The 18,493-nt window shown below is 53.5% G+C and carries 14 protein-coding genes; 7 read left to right on the forward strand and 7 right to left on the reverse strand.

The features are described from left to right. Positions 1 to 27: 27 nt before the first annotated feature. Complete coding sequence (locus tag JI741_RS22330) at positions 28 to 987, reverse strand: nitrilase family protein (protein WP_202013648.1); 960 nt, start codon at positions 985 to 987, stop codon at positions 28 to 30. A gap of 101 nt (positions 988 to 1,088) precedes the next feature. Beyond that, entirely contained in the window at positions 1,089 to 2,927 is a 1,839-nt protein-coding gene (locus JI741_RS22335; RefSeq protein ID WP_202013649.1) for a glycoside hydrolase family 9 protein, read from the reverse strand. A 499-nt stretch (positions 2,928 to 3,426) separates the two neighbouring features. Between JI741_RS22335 and JI741_RS22340 the strand changes: the two genes are divergently transcribed. The 5 genes from JI741_RS22340 (at position 3,427) to JI741_RS22360 (ending at position 9,018) form a co-directional block, all read left to right on the forward strand. Then, a complete protein-coding gene (locus tag JI741_RS22340; RefSeq protein ID WP_202013650.1) occupies positions 3,427 to 4,656 on the forward strand; it encodes an aminotransferase class V-fold PLP-dependent enzyme in 1,230 nt (409 codons plus the stop codon). A 13-nt stretch (positions 4,657 to 4,669) separates the two neighbouring features. Further along, positions 4,670 to 5,407, forward strand: coding sequence for a carbohydrate-binding family 9-like protein (locus tag JI741_RS22345; RefSeq protein ID WP_236676223.1), 738 nt, complete (start codon positions 4,670 to 4,672; stop codon positions 5,405 to 5,407). A gap of 50 nt (positions 5,408 to 5,457) precedes the next feature. After that, positions 5,458 to 7,200: a PQQ-dependent sugar dehydrogenase gene (locus tag JI741_RS22350; protein WP_202013651.1), complete on the forward strand. Its 1,743-nt coding sequence runs from the start codon at positions 5,458 to 5,460 to the stop codon at positions 7,198 to 7,200. Positions 7,201 to 7,240: 40 nt separating this feature from the next. Continuing rightward, positions 7,241 to 7,699: a RidA family protein gene (locus JI741_RS22355; RefSeq protein ID WP_202013652.1), complete on the forward strand. Its 459-nt coding sequence runs from the start codon at positions 7,241 to 7,243 to the stop codon at positions 7,697 to 7,699. 68 nt (positions 7,700 to 7,767) lie between these two features. Beyond that, on the forward strand, positions 7,768 to 9,018 hold the full coding sequence (locus JI741_RS22360) for an amidohydrolase/deacetylase family metallohydrolase (protein WP_202013653.1): 1,251 nt from the start codon (positions 7,768 to 7,770) through the stop codon (positions 9,016 to 9,018). A gap of 9 nt (positions 9,019 to 9,027) precedes the next feature. On the opposite strand, the gene JI741_RS22365 is transcribed toward JI741_RS22360, so the two are convergent. Then, positions 9,028 to 9,702 carry a Rossmann-fold NAD(P)-binding domain-containing protein gene (locus JI741_RS22365; RefSeq protein WP_202013654.1) on the reverse strand — a complete coding sequence of 225 codons (675 nt, stop codon included), beginning with the start codon at positions 9,700 to 9,702 and terminating at the stop codon, positions 9,028 to 9,030. A 163-nt stretch (positions 9,703 to 9,865) separates the two neighbouring features. Between JI741_RS22365 and JI741_RS22370 the strand changes: the two genes are divergently transcribed. Next, positions 9,866 to 11,026, forward strand: coding sequence for an FG-GAP repeat domain-containing protein (locus tag JI741_RS22370; protein WP_202013655.1), 1,161 nt, complete (start codon positions 9,866 to 9,868; stop codon positions 11,024 to 11,026). A 65-nt stretch (positions 11,027 to 11,091) separates the two neighbouring features. Here the strand turns inward: JI741_RS22370 and JI741_RS22375 are convergent, their stop codons facing one another. The 4 genes from JI741_RS22375 to JI741_RS22390 all read right to left on the reverse strand — a co-directional run bounded on the left by JI741_RS22375 (position 11,092) and on the right by JI741_RS22390 (position 16,950). Continuing rightward, complete coding sequence (locus tag JI741_RS22375) at positions 11,092 to 12,879, reverse strand: DUF885 domain-containing protein (RefSeq protein WP_202013656.1); 1,788 nt, start codon at positions 12,877 to 12,879, stop codon at positions 11,092 to 11,094. Between the two features lie 192 nt (positions 12,880 to 13,071). After that, complete coding sequence (locus JI741_RS22380) at positions 13,072 to 15,246, reverse strand: xanthine dehydrogenase family protein molybdopterin-binding subunit (protein ID WP_202013657.1); 2,175 nt, start codon at positions 15,244 to 15,246, stop codon at positions 13,072 to 13,074. A gap of 2 nt (positions 15,247 to 15,248) precedes the next feature. Next, on the reverse strand, positions 15,249 to 15,710 hold the full coding sequence (locus JI741_RS22385) for a (2Fe-2S)-binding protein (RefSeq protein ID WP_202013658.1): 462 nt from the start codon (positions 15,708 to 15,710) through the stop codon (positions 15,249 to 15,251). Between the two features lie 316 nt (positions 15,711 to 16,026). Beyond that, complete coding sequence (locus JI741_RS22390; RefSeq protein ID WP_202013659.1) at positions 16,027 to 16,950, reverse strand: heme-dependent oxidative N-demethylase subunit alpha family protein; 924 nt, start codon at positions 16,948 to 16,950, stop codon at positions 16,027 to 16,029. A 339-nt stretch (positions 16,951 to 17,289) separates the two neighbouring features. Here JI741_RS22390 and JI741_RS22395 point away from each other — a divergent pair, with 339 nt between their 5' ends. Continuing rightward, complete coding sequence (locus JI741_RS22395; protein ID WP_202013660.1) at positions 17,290 to 18,372, forward strand: nickel-binding protein; 1,083 nt, start codon at positions 17,290 to 17,292, stop codon at positions 18,370 to 18,372. Positions 18,373 to 18,493 lie beyond the last annotated feature (121 nt).

The raw sequence follows: 18,493 nt of genomic DNA on the forward strand, positions 1-18,493 counted from the left end.
CACGGTCGTATTCCTTCTCCTGTTCTTTTAGTTATGATTTTTATCGGTCAGCCACACCACCCGCTGATCGGGCGTGTGTTCGCGGCCGATGATGTCGCGATACAAATCGGGGCGTCGTGCTTTGATGTAGCGGTGGCCTCCGGCTTGTGTTAGTTTTTCTTTTGTGAGAGTGGCGGTCACTATGTCGTCGCCAAGCGTGCGGCATTCTGCGAGGATGTCGCCAAACGGATCTACAATCATGGCACAGCCGTTTTTCAGTTGGTCGTCGTCCATGCCGATGGGGTTGGCAAACACGGCATAGATGCCGTTGTCGTAGGCTCTTGCCGGCAGCCATTTCATGAGCCATCCCCTGCCCTTCATGCCATCGAATTCCAATCGCAGCGAGGTGGGATCTTTCGCGCGGTTGTGCCACAGCGCCGGATCTACAAATCCCGCCCCGGGTCGCGTTGACGGTGTGCACATGGTCACGTGTGGCATGAAGATCACTTCTGCCCCGAGCAGCGTGGTGGCCCGCACGTTTTCAATAATGTTGTTGTCGTAGCAGATGAGCGCGCCGAACGTCCAGCCGTTCCATTCAAACACCGTGTACTGATCGCCCGGCAAAAGGTGTGGATTGATGAACGGGTGCAACTTCCGGTGCTTGGCCACAAGTCCGTTTTTGTCGACACACACATAAGCTTTAAACAGGTTGTCGTGTTCGTCTTTTTCGAACAGTCCGGCCAGCACGGCCACGTTGTGTTTGGCGGCGATGGCGGTAAGGCGACCGATGCTCTCGCCCTGCGGTATGCGCTCGGCCAAGTCCAGCATTTGCACGCGCGACAAGCCGCGGGCAAACGTGTAGCCGGTGATGGAGCATTCGTGAAAGGCCACCATCGTTGCGCCTTGTGCGGCAGCCTTGCCGGTGAGGGCATCGATGGTGGAGAGATTATAGTCTTTGTCGCCGCTTCTGTTTTCGAATTGCGCCGTCGCGATGATCAGGTCTGCCATGGAGAGTTGGGTTTTGCCTTTCCTAACGGAGGGTGCGCGCAGAAAGATTCAGCAACGCCATGATCTATTCATTACTATGCTACATTCTTTATAACACGCGTTCATCGAATCGCGGTGGACACAAGATACCACGCTGCGTGTGGCAGCCATTGTTCGGCCCAGCGCCAGTCGTCGTCTTTGCCGGTTTTGAGATAGCTAAGATCATAGTCGATGCCATCTTCGTCGGCAAAGCTACCGGTGATGCCGTTGCAGATGCCGCCCGGTGCGTTGGTGTATTGATAGGTGCCGAAGAACATGTAGGCGATGGCGTTTCTGCCCGAGCCTTGCAGCATGCTGCTGTCGTAGGGGTTGAGGCCGAGTATCCAGTTCAGTTGGTTCCAGGCATAGACCTGAAGCTTGTTATAAAAATCGGCGTCGTCTTTAAAGTAAGGCGCGGCCAGTCTTGCGGCGGTGGCCAACGAACCGAGTCGTGCATTTTCGCCTTGCCACCAGGGAGCGGCTTCCGTGTCGTGAGGAAAGAAAAAGGTGGTGCGCTTCACACCGTCTTTGTTTTGCACAAGTTGGCGTGCATAGCCAAAGGGGTTGTTGATTTCGCGCGTCACATCCAGCTCGAACGTGAGCGACTTGCGCACAGCGTCGAGCACTTGCTTGCGGTTTGCCTCGTCTACAATAGGAAGATAGTTCACGAGCGACACCACGGGCAAACCGGCATCGGCCGCGTGGAAGAACGGACGCGTGCCATCGTCGGCGCGCCAGTAGTTTTTGTAGGCACCTGTGGTGGTGAGCCGGGCCATCAGGTTTTTCGCGCGACGGTCGGCAGCTTGTTTGTAGACTGGCTTCTTCGTCACCTTAAAAAGTTCTGTGGCGGCCATGAGCGCGCAATAGTCGTCGAGTATATTTTCTTTTCCGTCGTTGGTGTAGGTCACATTGTTTTTCTCCAGGAATAGAAATGCATCTTCGGCTGCCTTCAGATAGTCGGCCGACGAGAAATCGCCCGACACGGGAAACGTACTGGCCATCGCGAGGGCCGCGATGGAAACACCGGCACCGGCGCGATAGCTCACTTCATAAGTCGCCTGGTTCTGCACGTTCTCGATGTCGCCATAGTTGGTTTTGTCTTTGGTGTCGGCGGTTTTGATGGCATAGCCTTTCCGGTCTTTGCCGATCATGCGGTCTTCCGGTTTTTTCTCAGGGCCATGACCCGATACGGAGCGATAGAAAGATCCCTTCGGATTTTTTACACGCACCAGATAGTCGGCACCAAACATGGCTTCGTCGAGCGTTTTGCGTTTGTATTGTTTGAAGGCCACATCGTTTCGCGCATCCATGATGGCGTAGGTTTTGAAGAGGCTCCACACAGTGATGGATATTTGTTGTGGATTAAAATAGGTGGAGAACGAAAGATGCGACAGGTGTTTGCCATAGTCGCCTGTGGCATCGAACCAGCCGCCGTGTGCATCCACCCGGGTGTCGGTGTCTTCGAGCCTCAGGTTTCGGTCGGCTTTGTCGAGCAGGCCCGACGAACGTTGTCCTTTGAAATAATAAACCACGTTCGAAAGCGTGTTGCGTTCCAGCAAATCTTTCTGCACCACGAAGGGATACGACTGAACGGCACCGGCTTTGGTGTCGCACTCTATATAGTATGTTCCTTCTTTGGCCACGGCGTCGAAGTCGATGGTCCAGAAATGCCAGTCTTTCCATTTGTTCACGGCACCGGTTTTCACGGTATTGCCGGAAAACACTACGGCATCCGTTGCGCTGTCTTTAATTCTAAAGGCCGTCACTTCGTCCGTCGCTTTGCCTTGCACCACAGCGTGTTTGGGCCCGGTGAGTTCATAGCCGATTTGATTGGTGAGCACTCTCACTCTTTGGGCGTGCGCGTGCAGGGAGATGAGCAAGCACATGGCAGCACAGACACAGATAGTAGAATATCTTTTCATCAGGGTAAAGGATTGAATTTCTTCCTAACGTTATCGATGTGTAATGCCACTTCAAAACACACACGGGCATAAAATTTCAAGATTGGGATGCGCGGTTAAAATTTAGTGCTATCCGAGGTTGTGATATTGAAGGATTGAATTGAAAGCATTTGCCAACACTTCAGCAGCAATGAAGCACTGTCCGGAAAATAGCAAAGATCGGACACTCCAAATGTAGTGCACATCCTCTCCTCGCCATTTCATTATCCGTTCCAACACACACGCACACGCAACGGCGCCAATTCTTTTGTGTGCGCGTGTGCTTTCGCAAACTGCAACATCGTGATGCGTCGTCATTCAATTCATGAAATCGTTTGGAGATTGTTTTATTACCGTACAAAAAATTTTAAGACGCTTCACCACGGTTGCGTGCCGCAAGTCACCCGGCAAATCTTTATATTCGTAAAGGCCGTGTGTTCGCGTGCATCGTACTTTAAAATCCTAACCACCTCGTACCTCTATGCTAAACCGAAGAGAACTTATTCGTCGCTTGTCCACCTTTCCTCTTGTGGGTGGCGTATTTGCTGCAACGCCCCTGGCTGCCGTGGCTGCCGGAACGCCCAAGCGTGAAGCCCCCAAACGCGATCTTTACAAAGAGCTGGGCATCCGCACCTTCATCAACGCCGCTGGCACGCTCACCTACATGACCGGCTCGCTCATGCACGACGAAGTGCTGGACACCATCACCTCAAGCGCAAAAGACTTTTGCCTGCTCGACGAAGTGCAGGACAAGGTGGGCGAACGCATCGCCAAACTTGCGCATTCGGAAGCCGCGGTGGTCACCTCGGGCGCCTTTGCCGGCATGACGCTGGGTCTCGCCGGCATCCTCACCGGCATGGACGAAAAGAAAGTGGCCGAACTTCCTCACCTGGAATACACCGGCATGAAGTCGGAAGTGATCTGCCAGAAGTCGCACGACATTGTTTATAATCATGCCCTCACTAACACCGGTTGCAAAATCATTCGCGTAGAAACGGCCGAAGATGTGGCCAAAGCCGTGAACGAACGCACCGCCCTCATGCACTTCCTGCACATCGAAGCCGACAAAGGCAAGATCATGCACGAAGAATGGGTGGCCCTCGGAAAAAAATTCGGTATCCCCACCTCCATCGACATCGCTGCCGACGTGCCACCCGTGTCGAACCTGTGGCGCTTCAACGATATGGGATTTCATTTTGTGGTGATCTCCGGAGGCAAAGCCATGCGCGGTCCGCAAAGCGCCGGCATCCTCATGGGCAAGAAAGAAGTGATTGCTGCAGCACGCCTGCACATGCCTCCCCGTGGGGCGAATATTGGTCGCGGCATGAAAGTGAACAAAGAAGAAATACTCGGCATGTATGTGGCCGTCGAAAAATATGTGAACGCCGATCACGACAAGGAATGGAAAGAGTGGGAAGCTTCTATCGCCCACATCCAAAATGCTGTGAAGGTACTCCCCGGTGTGACCACCGAAGTGCACGTGCCCCCGCTGGGCAACCACACTCCCACCCTGCGCATCACATGGGACAAAGACAAAGTGAAGACCTCCGACAAAGATCTGAAAGACGTGCTGCGCAACGGCTCGCCCTCCATTGAAGTGGGGGGCGGCGGCGAAAACTCCATCAACGTGACCGTGTTCATGCTGAAACCCGGACAGGAAAAAATTGTGGCCACACGCCTCAAGGAAGTGCTGACCAAAGCTTCGGTATAAGCCAAAGCCGGTCATGACAAACAAGTGTTTACTTTTCTTGCTGATGATGTTCATCACGCAGGTCATCTATGCGAACAAAATTGTGGCCGACTCCACCACGCTGGTGGTGAAGAAAACGGCCGACTTCAACGTGAACGGCGAAGGCACAGCCGCCGCATGGGCCACCACATCGTGGGTGGCCGTGACGGTGCAAGAGTCTGCTTCCGGCAAATCGATGACCACCCAGGCCAAGGTGTTGTATTCCGACCGCGGCCTTTATTTTCTGTTTGTTTGTCACGACGAAAAACTCACCACCACGCTCACCAAAGACAACGTGTCGCTTTGGAAAGAAGACGTGGTGGAAGTGTTTCTCTGGCCCGACCAAAGCATGCCGATCTATTTTGAATATGAGATCTCGCCCATGAATTTCGAGCTGCCGTTGCTGATACCCAACTTCAAAGGAAGAGCCTTTGGCTGGTCGCCGTGGCACTATGATGGCGATCGAAAAACAAAGCGCGCCACCAGTGCACAAGGCGGCGAGAAGAAAAGCAATGCTACCGTGAAAAGCTGGACCGCAGAATTCTTTATTCCCTTCCGGTTGCTGGGACCATTGTTGCCCGAGCAACCCAAACCCGGAACAAAGTGGCGTGCCAACCTGTACCGTATCGACTACGACCACGGCTTCACGGCCTATGCCTGGCAACACACCAGCATGGTGGGTGGATCCAACTTCCACGAATACGAAAGGTTTGGCACATTCCTGTTTGAATAAAACCCATAGACAAAAACGTATGACATCATTTCTATACCCCTGAAGAAATCATGCTGACCACAACCCCAACCCGTTCCGTTTCTACACTGTTATCACTTATCACGCTGCTTGCGCTCACGCAGTGCCAGCCCAAACTGCCACCCGGCGACCCGGGCAACGGCGGCCTCTACCTCCCCGACCATTTTGAAGCGGTGGTGGTGGTCGACAGCCTTCCGGCACGCGCGCGCCAACTGGCCGTGAACACCAACGGCGACATCTATGTGAAATCGCGCTTCTCGAAAAAAGACGCCCGCAACGTGGCCCTGCGCGACACCAACAACGACGGCAAAGCCGATGTGATTGAAGAATTCGGAAGCTATGAACCCGAACGTTCCTATGGCACCGCCATGCGTGTGCACAACGGCTATCTCTACCTGAGCTCGGAACTCACGGTGTATCGCTACAAACTCACACCCGGCAAACTCACGCCGCAAGATTCCATCGAAGCCGTGGTGATCGACGATCACGAACACGGCATGCACGAACACATTGCCAAACCCATCTGCTTCGACAACAAAGGGAATATCTATGTGCCCTATGGCGCGCCTTCCAACTCGTGCCAGGAAATGAACCGCACACCGCGCGTGCCCGGCATCGATCCTTGCCCGCAGCTCGAACTGCACGGTGGTGTGTGGAAGTTTGATGCCAACAAAATCAACCAGACACAGAAAGACGGCGTGAAGTTCGCCACGGGCATCCGCAGCGTGGTGGCCATGGATTGGAATTCGGAAGATGAAAATCTCTACCTGGTGATGCATGGCCGCGACGACTTGCTGCGCCTGTGGCCCAACCTATACTCGCCCTGGCAAAGCGCCGTGCTGCCTTCCGAAGAGTTTATGAAAGTGAAGGAAGGCGACGACTATGGCTGGCCCTATTGCTACTACGACCAGATGCAGGAAAAGAAAGTGCTGGCCCCGGAGTATGGCGGCGATGGAAAAATCACCGGCCGCTGCGACCAGTTTCAAAAACCATTGATGGGTTTCCCCGGACACTGGGCTCCGAACGACCTGTTGTTCTACAAGGGCAAACAATTTCCCGAGCGCTACACACACGGTGCCTTCGTGGCCTTTCACGGTTCCACCAACCGGGCGCCCTACCCGCAGTCGGGCTACATCATTGCCTACATCCCCTTCGAAAACAACAAACCCACCGGTGCGTGGGAAGTGTTTGCCGATGGCTTCGCCGTGGTTGACCCGGTGGTTGACGTGAGCGACGCCACCTATCGCCCCATGGGCCTGGCCGAAGGACCCGACGGTTCGCTCTACATCTCCGATACTGAAAAAGGAAAGATCTGGCGCGTCATGTACAAAGGCGACATAAACAACTTTGGCACCGCCGAACTCGCGGCCATGGAAAAACGGAAGTCGGCCTCCAACATACGCAACCCCGACCCCGTGAAAGACAACCTCAACAAAGGCGAGGCAGTTGGCGGTCAGAAAACATTCGAGCTCTATTGCGCCACCTGCCACCAGAAGAACGGCAAAGGTGCTTCGGGACGATTCCCTTCGCTGGTGAACACCGAGTGGGTGCTGGGCGACAAGAAACGCCTCATCGGCATTGTGCTGAACGGCATGGAAGGCAACATTGAAGTGAACGGCGAAAACTTCGTGAACGCCATGCCCCAACACAGCTTCCTGAGCGATGAAGATGTGGCCAAGGTACTCACCTATGTGCGCGAAAGTTTTGGAAACAAGGCCAGCGCCGTAGAGACGGCCGAAGTGACGGCAGTCCGGAAAAAGACCGCGACAAAATGATATTTTTATAAAACCGATTAACCCTAAAACACACATGCATATGAAAGAACAAAGAAGATCAACGTTGAAAAAGTTGCTGGCCTCGGTGGCAGGCATTGCAGGCTTTGGAGTGGCCACCGCGAAAGCCGATGCCACACCCGAAAAAGAAGTGTTCAATGTCGTGAAAGACGATCAGGACGTGCCGCTGTTTTCCGGATCGACCAAGTTCGGCAACCTGGTGTTCATTGCGGGCAAAGGCGCACACTTCGATGGCGACATCACCGCGCATACCAAACACGTGCTCGATGAACTGGAAAAAGAACTGGAGAAGGCCGGCTCTTCGATGAAAAAAGTATTGAAGTGCAGCGTGTTCCTCCACGACCTCAACGACTACAAAGCCATGAACGAAGCCTATAAAGGACGTTTCGGCGACAAGCCCCCGGTGCGCACCACGGTGGCCGTATACGGCGGCGTGCCCGGCGATTCGCTGGTGGAAATTGATTGCATTGCCTACATCTGATTTTAGAAACCTCCTGCACCAACAGGGGAAGAGCCGAACCGAATTTGAATCTTAACTTTTTGACTATCATGCAAACATCGCGCATACTTCACATCCTTGTCCTCTGCCTCTGCGCCGGACTCTTACACGCCCAGGACTACACCATCCTGATCAAAGGCGGCCACGTGATCGATCCGAAAAACAACATCGACGACGTGATGGACGTTGCCGTGAAAGACGACAAGGTGGCGCTGGTGGCAAAGAACATCGACGCTAAAAAAGCAGCGCTGGTGATCGACGCCAAAGGCCTGTATGTTACACCCGGTGTCATCGATATTCATTCGCACAACTTCTTCGGCACCCAGGAAGATCACTACCTGGGCGACGGCTTCGAAGCTCTTCCCCCGGATGGTTTCACCTTCCGCAGCGGCGTGACCACCGTGGTGGACGCGGGCGGCGCAGGATGGAAAACATTCAACACCTTTAAGGCGCAAACCATGGCCCACTCCAAAACGCGGGTGCTTTCGTTTCTCAACATCGTGGGCGAAGGCATGCGCGGTGGCGCCTATGAACAAAACCTGAGCGACATGGACCCCAAGCTCACCGCCATGGTGGTGAAACAACACCGCGAGATTGTGGGCATTAAAGTAGCACACTACACCGGTGCCGAATGGGACCCCGTTGATCGCGCCGTGGAAGCCGGCAAGATCGCGAACGTGCCCGTGATTGTAGACTTTGGCGGTCACCTTCCTCCGCTCTCCATTCAGGACCTCTTCACCAAACACCTTCGCCCCGGCGACATCTTCACCCATACCTTTGCACGTGTGGCGGGTCGCCAGCCCATTGTGGATGCCCAAGGCAAGATGCTACCCTTCGTTTCGGAAGCCCAGAAGAACGGCATTGTGTTCGACGTGGGACACGGAGGCGGAAGCTTCCTGTTTTCACAGGCCATCCCAGCCCTCAAAAGCGGATTCATTCCCAACACCATCAGCACCGACGCTCACACGGGCAGCATGAACGCGGGCATGAAAGATCAACTGAACGTGATGTCAAAATTTCTCAACATCGGCATGACGTTGTCCCAGGTGATCGGCGCTTCAACGTGGAATCCGGCACAGGTTATCCGCCGCGATGACCTCGGCCATCTTTCAGTGGGCGCAGGTGCCGACATTGCCGTGTTCAATGTGCTCAATGGAAAATTCGGGTTCATCGACTCGGGTGGATTCAAAGCCAACGGCACGCAAAAAATGGAATGCGAGCTCACCCTGCGCGACGGCAAAGTGGTCTATGACCTCAACGGCATCTCCAAGACACCCTGGGATGCTCCCGAAAAAAAGTAGACGCTTAATTTATTTACGATGTGCCAACGCCACGATGTCGGGCACTTCGAGAATTTGTTTCTCGTAGCCCAACGTCACGGTGTGTATCATGGCTTGTCCCAACTCGGCGAGGGTGGAGAAAAATTTCGGAAACAACTTCCGGCTGATGGGGTATAACCAATCCACATACTTGTAGAACGAAAGCGCATTCTTCAATCCTGGCGTGGGTCGCATAAACCCCGGGCGGAATGCGTACACATGCATGAAGGGAAGCTTCATCAGATCGTTCTCTGTTTTTCCTTTCACACGCGCCCACATGGATTTTCCTACCTCCGAAGAGTCGGTGCCGGCTCCCGACACATAACAAAACGTCATGTCGGCATTTACTTTGGATAGCACCTGTGCCACGTGCATCGTGAGCGTGTAGGTCATACGCCTGTAGTCCGGCTCCTTCATGCCCACCGATGACACCCCCAAGCAGAAGAAGCAGGCATTATAGCCCACCAGTTGGTCTTGGATGGGCGTGACGTCAAAAAAATCGTTGTGAATGATTTCCTTTAGCTTTGGATGGCTTATACCGATGGGCTTGCGCGAAAGCACCAGCACGGTTTCCACCTGACTATCCCGAAGGCATTCGTGCAGCACCCCTTCGCCCACCATGCCTGTGACGCCTGTGACGATGGCTCTTACTTTTGTTTGACTCATGTTTCTTTTATGAATGTGTCTGCGCTGTCGCGCGATTCATGTTCTGTTAAATTAACGATACCCTTTCTAACGATCAATACACACAGGGCTTTCCGCCTAAGGATGTTCATTTGCATGTGGCCCGGCACCGTGGTATCTTCGGACACACCAACACCCAACGCCTATGTATGGTTATCTGGTTGTCCTGTTCCTGCTCCGCCACCTCGTGTCCAATCCCGCCTTCCAGCCTCAGACGGTTGACAGTGACGTGGCCATCGGCTATGGCCTTGCACTCGGAGATGTAGACGGAGATGGCAAGGTGGATATTTTACTGGCCGATAAAAAACAATTTGTCTGGTATCGCAATGGCGACTGGAAGAAGTTTGTGCTGGCCGAAAACCTGACCGCCTCCGACAATGTGTGCATTGCCGCCCGCGACATCGATGGCGACGGCAAAGTAGAAGTGGCGGTGGGCGCGCAATGGAATCCCTCCGAAACCAGCGACACCACAACATCAGGCGCCGTGTTCTACCTGTCCCGCCCGCAGGATCCAACCCAACCCTGGAAAGCCACCGAACTTCGCCACGAACCCACGGTTCACCGCATGCGCTGGGTGCAGGCCGCCCCCGGAAATTTTCACCTCATTGTTGTCCCCCTCCACGGTCGCGGCAACCAGAACGGTGCCGGCGAAGGCGTGAAGGTGATCGCCTGCATCCCGCCAGCAAAAAGCAGAAACGACGCCGGCCAATGGACCTACGCGCTGGTCGATCAATCCATGCACCTCACCCACAACCTGGAGGTGATTCCCGGAAAGAAAAATGAATCGATCTACATCGGCGGAAAAGAAGGCATCAAAGCATTTCAGTATGACGGCAAGCGATGGACGGCCGTCACCAACAAAACCTTCGTGGTGTCAGGATCGAGTGTGGGTGAATTGAGAAAATCACTCGAAGGCAAACTGGATTTCATTGCCACGGTAGAGCCCATGCACGGCCGTGAGCTCGCGGTGTATGAAGCGTCCGAAAATTCAAATCCCACACGAACTCTGCTGTCGAACGAACTAAATCAAGGCCATGCCCTGGCAGTAGCCGATGTACTCGCCTCAGGAAGCAACCAGATTGTGGTGGGCTGGCGCGAACCCAACGCCGAAAAGAAAACCGGCATCAAACTTTTTATCCCTCCCGCAAAAGGCACCACGGCGTGGACAAGCCTATGGATCGACGAAAACGAAATGGCCTGCGAAGATCTTCAGGTCATCGACCTGAATGGCGACGGAAAGAAAGACATCGTGGCCGCCGGCAGAGCCACACACAACCTGAAGATTTACTGGAACTCCACCAAATAAAAAACGTTCCGGATACCACTGCACCCGGAACGTTTTAAATGTATTCTCTAAATTTCTACGTGGCCTTAGGCCGGCTTCTTCGCCGTAGCAATCCAACGATCAATTTTATCTTCCAGCACTTTCAATGGCATAGCGCCCGTGCCCAACACCTGGTTGTGAAATTCGGAGATGTCGAACTTATCACCCATTTCCTTTTCGGCTTTCGCACGAAGCTCCTGAATTTTCAACTGACCAATTTTGTATGACAAGGCCTGACCTGGGATGGCCATGTAGCGCTCAACTTCGGCGATGATCGACTCGTCGGTGCGGGCTTCGTGATCTTTGGAATATTGAATGGCCTGCTCGCGTGTCCAGCCCTGGGTGTGCATGCCGGCATCCACCACCAAACGAATGGCGCGGTGCATCTCGGCGCTCAACATACCAAAGTATTGATACGGATCGGTATACAACCCAAGTTCCTTACCCAGCGACTCTGTGTATAACGCCCACCCTTCGGCATAGGCACTATAGTTAACGATGTTGCGGAATGCGGGCAGCGTTGCATTTTCCTGCTGCAAGGAAATCTGATAGTGGTGACCGGGAATGGCTTCGTGCAAAAACAAATCCTCGTCAGAAAGAATGTTGTATTTCTTCACGTCGGGAATGGGCACATAAAAAACACCGGGGCGTGAACCGTCTTTGGAACCACTGCTGTATTCGGCACTGGCCGAAGCTTCGCGGAAGGCTTCGGTGCGACGCACTTCAAACGCTGTCTTCGGGCTGTTGGCAAACAGCTTCGAAAGATTGGGTTTCATGCGCTCATGAATTTCGTTAAAGTGTGCAATCACTTGCTCAGGCTTGGTGAACGGCGTGAGTTCTTTCTTGGTGCGCAGGCTCAGGAAAAACGCTTTGAGATCGCCCTTGAAGCCAACTTGTTCTTTCACGGTTTCCATCTCTTTCGAGATGCGTTCCACTTCGCTCTTGCCCAATGCAAAAATCTCGTCGGCAGGTTTTGTGGTGGTGGTGTAAAGTTTGATCAGGAAGTTATAATACTCCTTGCCTTCCGGCGTTGCATCGATGCCCGAGGTTTCGCGTGCTGCTTTCAGGTAGTCTGTTTCGAGGAAGGCTTTGATTCGTTTGTGTGCCGGTATGATGTGATCGTTGATCATGCTCTCATAGGCTTTGGTGAGACGTGCCTTGTCTTCGGCCGAGAAATCGGCGGGCAGGTTTTTGATAGGACCATAGAACAGGTGATCTTTCACAGGACCATGATCCATCGCGGCAAACTGGGGAATGGTTTTCTTCACCAGGGGCTTGGGCAACACATAGCCGGCAGCAATGCCTTTCTTCATGTTCACCAATGCCGTGTCGCACCACGCTTCATATTGCGTGAGTCGCTTCAACCAATTGTCATAATCCTTCACCGTCTTGAAGGGATGCAGGCTGCTGCCGCTGGCCATCTGCCCCACAAACAAATGGATCGACGAAAATTGATTGATGGGCATGAGGTAGTCTTTGAAGCGCAGGCTTTCCAACGCAATGTCGCATTCCCACAGCAACACATCATAGTTCATCTGATCGTCTTCCGACAGGGCGTTGCGATCGTATTTTGTGAGCAGGTCGCGATAGCGTGTGTAGAGTTCGCGCGTCTGATTTCTGAATTCGGCCGTGAGGGTATTGGGAAGCAAATCATCATAACGACTGTCGCCGATGGCCGTGGCATTGATGGGTGAATACTTCAGGTAGTCTTCATAATAATTTCCCAGCAACGTGTCGAGCGTTGGCTTGGGAGCCTGCACTTCCGTTTTGGGTTTAGTAGAGCAAGCCAGCATGCACAACAAAATGGGCACGTAAAGCAAATGGTGTTTTCGCATAAATGAAATGGATTAAGGTTATTGAGTTATTGAGTTGAGTTCCGGAGTTCGCAGAAATGTCATGAAACAGCACAAAGGCACCATGGCGCCCACTCAAAAATAAAGAAAGATTTGCGGGCAGCGAGGGTTCCCCTAAAAAAAGAATGAGCCGGTAACGTATACCGGCTCATGCCTATGTTGGACTTTCCATTACTACATCCGCTCGCCAAGTGCCACCCCTTTCAACTCCTCCTGTTTCGAGAACGGTTGATTATACAATCGTTTTCCCAGGGCTTTGAAAAGCGCGTTGGCTACGGCGCCCCCGGTAGGTGGCAAGGCGGGTTCGCCAAGGCCTGTGGGGTCGATGCCGTTGTTCACAAAGTGCACATCGATGGGCGGCACTTCTTTCATGCGTATGAGACGGTAGGCATTGAAGTTCTTTTGTTCGGCGGCGCCGTCTTTGAAGGTGAGGCTGCCGTAAAGCGCGTGACCTAATCCATCCACTACACCTCCGCGCACCTGTTGATTGGCGCCACTCAGGTTCACCACCACACCGCAATCGGCCGCAGCGTGAATCTTTTGCAGGACAGGCTTCCCTTTCTTCATTTCAATTTCCGCCACCTGCGCCACATACGACCGGTGCGAAAAATAAACACTGAAGCCCTGCGACACACCCTTCTTCTTGCCCCACTGCGATTTCTCTACAGCCAGGTTGATGACGGCTTTCATCCGGTCTATATCATACTTGATGGCGCCCACCGGCGATGTCTTTGCTTTGTCGAGTAACGCGAGACGGAATACCACCGGGTCTTTACCTGCGGCCATGGCCACTTCGTCGATGAAAGCCTGCTCGGCAAACGCGAGGAAGTTGGTGATCGGTGCGCGCCAGGCACCGGTGGTGATGGGCGATTTATGTTCGACCGATTCGATCAACAGATGATCGACCGCGCCCGACGGAAAATTATCTTCACGTGTGCAGTTGCCGGCGTTGATGCCGACACCGCGTAGTTTATAGGCCACCAGGTTGCCTTGTGCATCCAGCGCCGCTTCAAAACGATAGCGCACGGCGGGTCGATAGCTTCCTCCGGTCATGTCGTCTTCGCGGGTCCAGATTACTTTCACGGGGGCTTTGATGATGCTGGACAGTTCGGCAGCTTCCAGCACATAGTCGGCTTTCAATCTCCGGCCGAAACCTCCGCCAAGGCGTGTCAGCTCCAGGGTGATTTGTTCGGGCGGTATGCTGAGAAGCTTCGCGGTTTCGTTGCGCGCCATGTCGGGTGTCTGCGAAGGTCCAACCAATTCCACCCCATCGGGTCGCACGTGCGCAAAGAAGTTCATCGGCTCCATGGGACTGTGCGAAAGGAACGGGCATTGATACTCACGCGAGATCACTTTCGCGGCCGACTTAAACGCCGTGTCCACATCACCATCCTTGCGTTTCACCGAAACCACCGTGGCGTCTTTGCTGTCGAGCAAGGTCTTGAACAGCTGATCGTGATCGGCTGTGCTTTCCAGCTTCCCTTCGGCTTCATACTCCACCTTCACGGCCTTGCGTGCTTTGTTCACTTGCCACGTAGACTTACCCACAATGGCGATGTTATTCTTGAACGTCACCACGTCCACAATGCCGGGCATGGTTTTGGCAGCGGAGACGTCGATAGTTTTTATTTTTGTTCCAAATGCCGGAGGGCGTTGCAACATGGCGAAGAGCATGCCTTCGCGATAGAAGTCGAGGCCATACAGCGGCTTGCCTGTGATCATCTCTTTGTTGTCGACATTGCGCACGGCGGTGCCGATCAACTTGAAATCTTTCTTATCCTTCAGCTTCACGTCTGTGGGCACGGCAATGGCCGAAGCGTCTGTGGCCAATTCGCCATAGGTGGCTTTGCGTCCGCTTTCTTTATGAAACACCACACTCTTCTCGGCGGTGAGCGACGCCACGGGCACGTTCCATTTTTTTGCTGCGGCTTCCATCAGCATGTGGCGCGCAGTGGCTCCAGCCTTGCGCAGGCGTTCCCAGCTGTGCGGAATGGCGCCGCTGCCACCGGTCACCTGGCGTTCATACTTCTTCGTGTCGAGCGCGGCCTGCATCACGTGAACCTTTGACCAATCGGCGTCCAGCTCTTCGGCCACGATCATGGGAAACGATGTTTTTATGTTCTGACCCAACTCCGGGTTGGGCGAAAAGATGGTGATCACATCGTCGGGTGAAATAGACAGGTAGCTGTTGAATGGAATTTCGCCCGCAGCCAGCGCGCTTGCACGCACCACCTCCAATTCGGAAGCTGTGGCTTCGGCGGCAGCCCAATGAAAGCCCAGCAACAGGCCACCGCTTGCTGTGGCGGCCATCTTCAGAAAATCTCTTCGGTTTGTTTTGAGCAGTGTCATGGCTATTTCATTTTGGTGGAGGCAAGCGCAACGGCTTCGTGAATGCGATGATAGGTTCCACAACGGCAGATGTTGCCGTTCATGGCCGTGTCGATCTGCTCGCCCGTAGGCTTGGGTGTTTTGGCCAGCAGGGCTGCGGCCGTCATGATTTGCCCGGCCTGGCAATAGCCACACTGGGCCACGTCCACCTCATCCCAGGCCAACTGCACCGGGTGATCGCCGTGTTCCGACAAGCCTTCGATGGTGGTGATCTTGCTCGCCCCTACGGCCGAAACCGGAAACGAACACGAACGAATGGGATTGCCATTGACATGCACCGTGCAGGCGCCGCATTGCGCAATGCCACAACCAAACTTGGTGCCCACCAATCCCAAATGATCGCGCAGCACCCACAGCAGTGGGGTGTCGGCCTCCACGTCGGCCTGCAGACTGCGCCCGTTGATTTGCAAGGTATAATTCGCCATGAGTAAATTATTTTAGGAAAGTTAAGATACCAAAAATAACAAACCGGCAGAATGGAATTGTGGGGATTGGTCGGAGAAAGCGGTGGATGGAAAGAAGCGTTTGAGAAATGACAAGACTGAAGATTATCGGGGAAATTGCCCCGATTCTAGTAGCACCTGCCGAACGACGAAGCCTTTTGGGGACGGTTCTTTAAACTTGGATGATCTTTTGGCCCCGGATTGACATTGCCCTGAACATTTTGGGCTAACGTGGCATGCTTTTTTATAACGGCCGACAATTGCTACCGTCAAAATGCGTGTAGCCTTAACGATAGTTTCATTCCTTCAATTTCTTCTCCAACACCGCACGACTTTCCACCAGACCTTTATACCTCAACGTATCTTCCGACATGGTGCCGATGGCTGCCAATAGCGCCAGCTTTTCCTCGCCCGTTAATGCATCGACATCATAGAAGTAGGTATGGATTGTGAAAAGAAAAGCGTTTGCTTCCGGAAAGCCCACCAGGTTCTGGCGTTCGGTGCGGATGTAGAACTTGGGCGATTGTGTGTCGGTTTTGCGGCCATACCAAAAATCGTGATCAACGCGTTCGGGTGCGATCGGATGATGATTCAGTCGCGTGTCGGTGGCCACGCCCCAGGCAAAGCGTGTGAAGGGTCCTCGCGACACCAATGTGGCCAGCATGACGGGATAGTGTTTCAACGTTCGTTCCATGCCCGGCACCGGCGCATGAATGTGCGAAAAAGGATTGCCGATTTTTTCTGCCGGGTCCCAGTGATTGGGTGCGCATAAATGAATCGCTGCCAGCCAATCCTGGTCTCCCTCCAACTGAAATACCGCCACATCTTCCTGCAACTGACTGCACAGCGCATCAAACACGGAAACATAGTCACCTTCTATCAACGCTCCGGAGTCGTCCCAAACAATTGCCTTGCCCGTCTTGCGATTTAAAAACCGACCGAATCCGTTTTCTTCACGGAACGAAAAACATTCGGGATGATCATTGACCAACGTCTCTGCAATGAAACGATTAACACGTTGCATCGTGCCCGGACCGGGATTCGCCTCGCGATAATATTTATGGATGTCTTCGTCGCGGCAAACCTGCTTGTTGGCCAGTGCATGATCATAGTAGTCGTCGATTGTAAATACCCGCGACGGTTCGCCTTGCCCGACCTTCGCCATGGGAGAAAGACCGGGTGTGGTTGAGTACGTTCCGTTGAGGAAGGGAAGATATTTCATCACGCAGATTCGGGTTCGATAACCTAAAATATTTGATCTGCTTTGCTGAAATGGCACACCCCGGCATAAATAATTCAGTATTCGATTGCATCCCCGTTCAAAACCGTCATATCTGTCCATGCAATTTCTCAACAGGGCCAATTTCCGCATCGCTCAACCAAAGCCTGCACGCTTTGACTATACTGGCAAGTAACAAGGCGGATTCTCCGTTTCGGCGGGGACGCACCCCTTCAAATATTCTATCCTTATTTTCCGATCCCTCTCAAAAAAGATTATCTTCCTAAACGATTCACCCTTCCCCCATTTCATTGTCCTCACCGGTATACCTAAAACAGTATTATGCCGCTTTACATGGACTTTCATAAAAACGTGGTGGCCACTTTCGACGAAGTGGTGATGTCGCATCTGGCCGACCTGCAAGTGCAGGACAAACACCACGTGAAGTATCACAAGTTCTGGATGAACCCAAAGGAAGGATCTGTCTACTGTCTCATCGAAGCCCCCGACCGCCATGCCTGCGAAGCGGTGCACAAGGAGTCGCACGGACAAGTGGCCTGCTCGATTGTGGAAGTGGACCCTGAGTTTTTCAAGCTCTTCATGGGCGATGGCCATCACAGCGATCACGGCCCTATGCATCATGCCGATGGTTCCCTTGACCTGGGTTATCGCAACGTGCTGGTGGTGTCGCTCTGGAATGTGCTGGGCGCCCGCTCAACCGAAGCCCGCAAAGCCGTGCAGGACCGAATCATGTCGCACTATGGACGAATCATCAGGTGGGCCTCGAACGACAACCTCATTGGTGTTTTCAACGACGCGGTGAATGCCGTGCGCTGTGCCAAGAACATCAAGCTGGCGTTGCAAGGCCTGCCCCCCACCGAACCAGGGCAGCGTGTGCGTTTCAAGATCGGTCTCAGTGCGGGGCAACCGGTCACTGAAACCTCGGGCCAATTCGGCGACGCCGTGCGGCTCGGCCTGCAATTGTGCACCGTGGCACGCGAAGAAGAAATCCTGGTTTCGTCCCTTGTAAAGCAGCTGTGCTACGATGAAGCGTTGCTGCAGGATCCGCACACCGACGCGGTGAAACTGCTCAACACAAAAGAAGAAGAATTTATACTCGAGCTCCTCAATATCACCGAAGCCCGCCTCGCCGACGAAGCCTTCACCATCGACACGCTCAGTCGCGACATCGGCATGAGTCGCCCGCAACTCTATCGAAAAATCACCGCCTTGATAGGCCGCTCCCCCAACGATTTGCTTCGCGACCTGCGCATGGAGAAAGCAGTGGGCCTGTTGAAACAAAGAGCAGGCAACATCTCAGAAATTGCACTGGAGGTGGGCTACAACAACGCCTCCTATTTTGCCAAATGCTTCCACGAAAAATTCGGATGCAATCCCTCCGCCTTCGAGGCCCGGCAAGCCTGACACATTTTGAACAGATTGTGTTTTGATTTGAACAGCTACTGTTAGATCGCCGCAGGATTTAATCCCTCCTTTGACTCGCGATTCATGAATCTCACAGTACGTTCAACCCTCAAACAAAATC

Source organism: Chryseolinea lacunae (genome assembly GCF_016735595.1).
GTDB lineage: Bacteria > Bacteroidota > Bacteroidia > Cytophagales > Cyclobacteriaceae > Chryseolinea > Chryseolinea lacunae.

Excerpts from the sequence above, each read along its gene's own strand:
- JI741_RS22330 (WP_202013648.1), bottom strand. The coding sequence starts at position 987 with ATGGCAGACCTGATCATCGCGACGGCGCAATTCGAAAACAGAAGCGGC.
- JI741_RS22335 (WP_202013649.1), bottom strand. The coding sequence starts at position 2,927 with ATGAAAAGATATTCTACTATCTGTGTCTGTGCTGCCATGTGCTTGCTC.
- JI741_RS22340 (WP_202013650.1), top strand. The coding sequence starts at position 3,427 with ATGCTAAACCGAAGAGAACTTATTCGTCGCTTGTCCACCTTTCCTCTT.
- JI741_RS22345 (WP_236676223.1), top strand. The coding sequence starts at position 4,670 with ATGACAAACAAGTGTTTACTTTTCTTGCTGATGATGTTCATCACGCAG.
- JI741_RS22350 (WP_202013651.1), top strand. The coding sequence starts at position 5,458 with ATGCTGACCACAACCCCAACCCGTTCCGTTTCTACACTGTTATCACTT.
- JI741_RS22355 (WP_202013652.1), top strand. The coding sequence starts at position 7,241 with ATGAAAGAACAAAGAAGATCAACGTTGAAAAAGTTGCTGGCCTCGGTG.
- JI741_RS22360 (WP_202013653.1), top strand. The coding sequence starts at position 7,768 with ATGCAAACATCGCGCATACTTCACATCCTTGTCCTCTGCCTCTGCGCC.
- JI741_RS22365 (WP_202013654.1), bottom strand. The coding sequence starts at position 9,702 with ATGAGTCAAACAAAAGTAAGAGCCATCGTCACAGGCGTCACAGGCATG.
- JI741_RS22370 (WP_202013655.1), top strand. The coding sequence starts at position 9,866 with ATGTATGGTTATCTGGTTGTCCTGTTCCTGCTCCGCCACCTCGTGTCC.
- JI741_RS22375 (WP_202013656.1), bottom strand. The coding sequence starts at position 12,879 with ATGCGAAAACACCATTTGCTTTACGTGCCCATTTTGTTGTGCATGCTG.
- JI741_RS22380 (WP_202013657.1), bottom strand. The coding sequence starts at position 15,246 with ATGACACTGCTCAAAACAAACCGAAGAGATTTTCTGAAGATGGCCGCC.
- JI741_RS22385 (WP_202013658.1), bottom strand. The coding sequence starts at position 15,710 with ATGGCGAATTATACCTTGCAAATCAACGGGCGCAGTCTGCAGGCCGAC.
- JI741_RS22390 (WP_202013659.1), bottom strand. The coding sequence starts at position 16,950 with ATGAAATATCTTCCCTTCCTCAACGGAACGTACTCAACCACACCCGGT.
- JI741_RS22395 (WP_202013660.1), top strand. The coding sequence starts at position 17,290 with ATGCCGCTTTACATGGACTTTCATAAAAACGTGGTGGCCACTTTCGAC.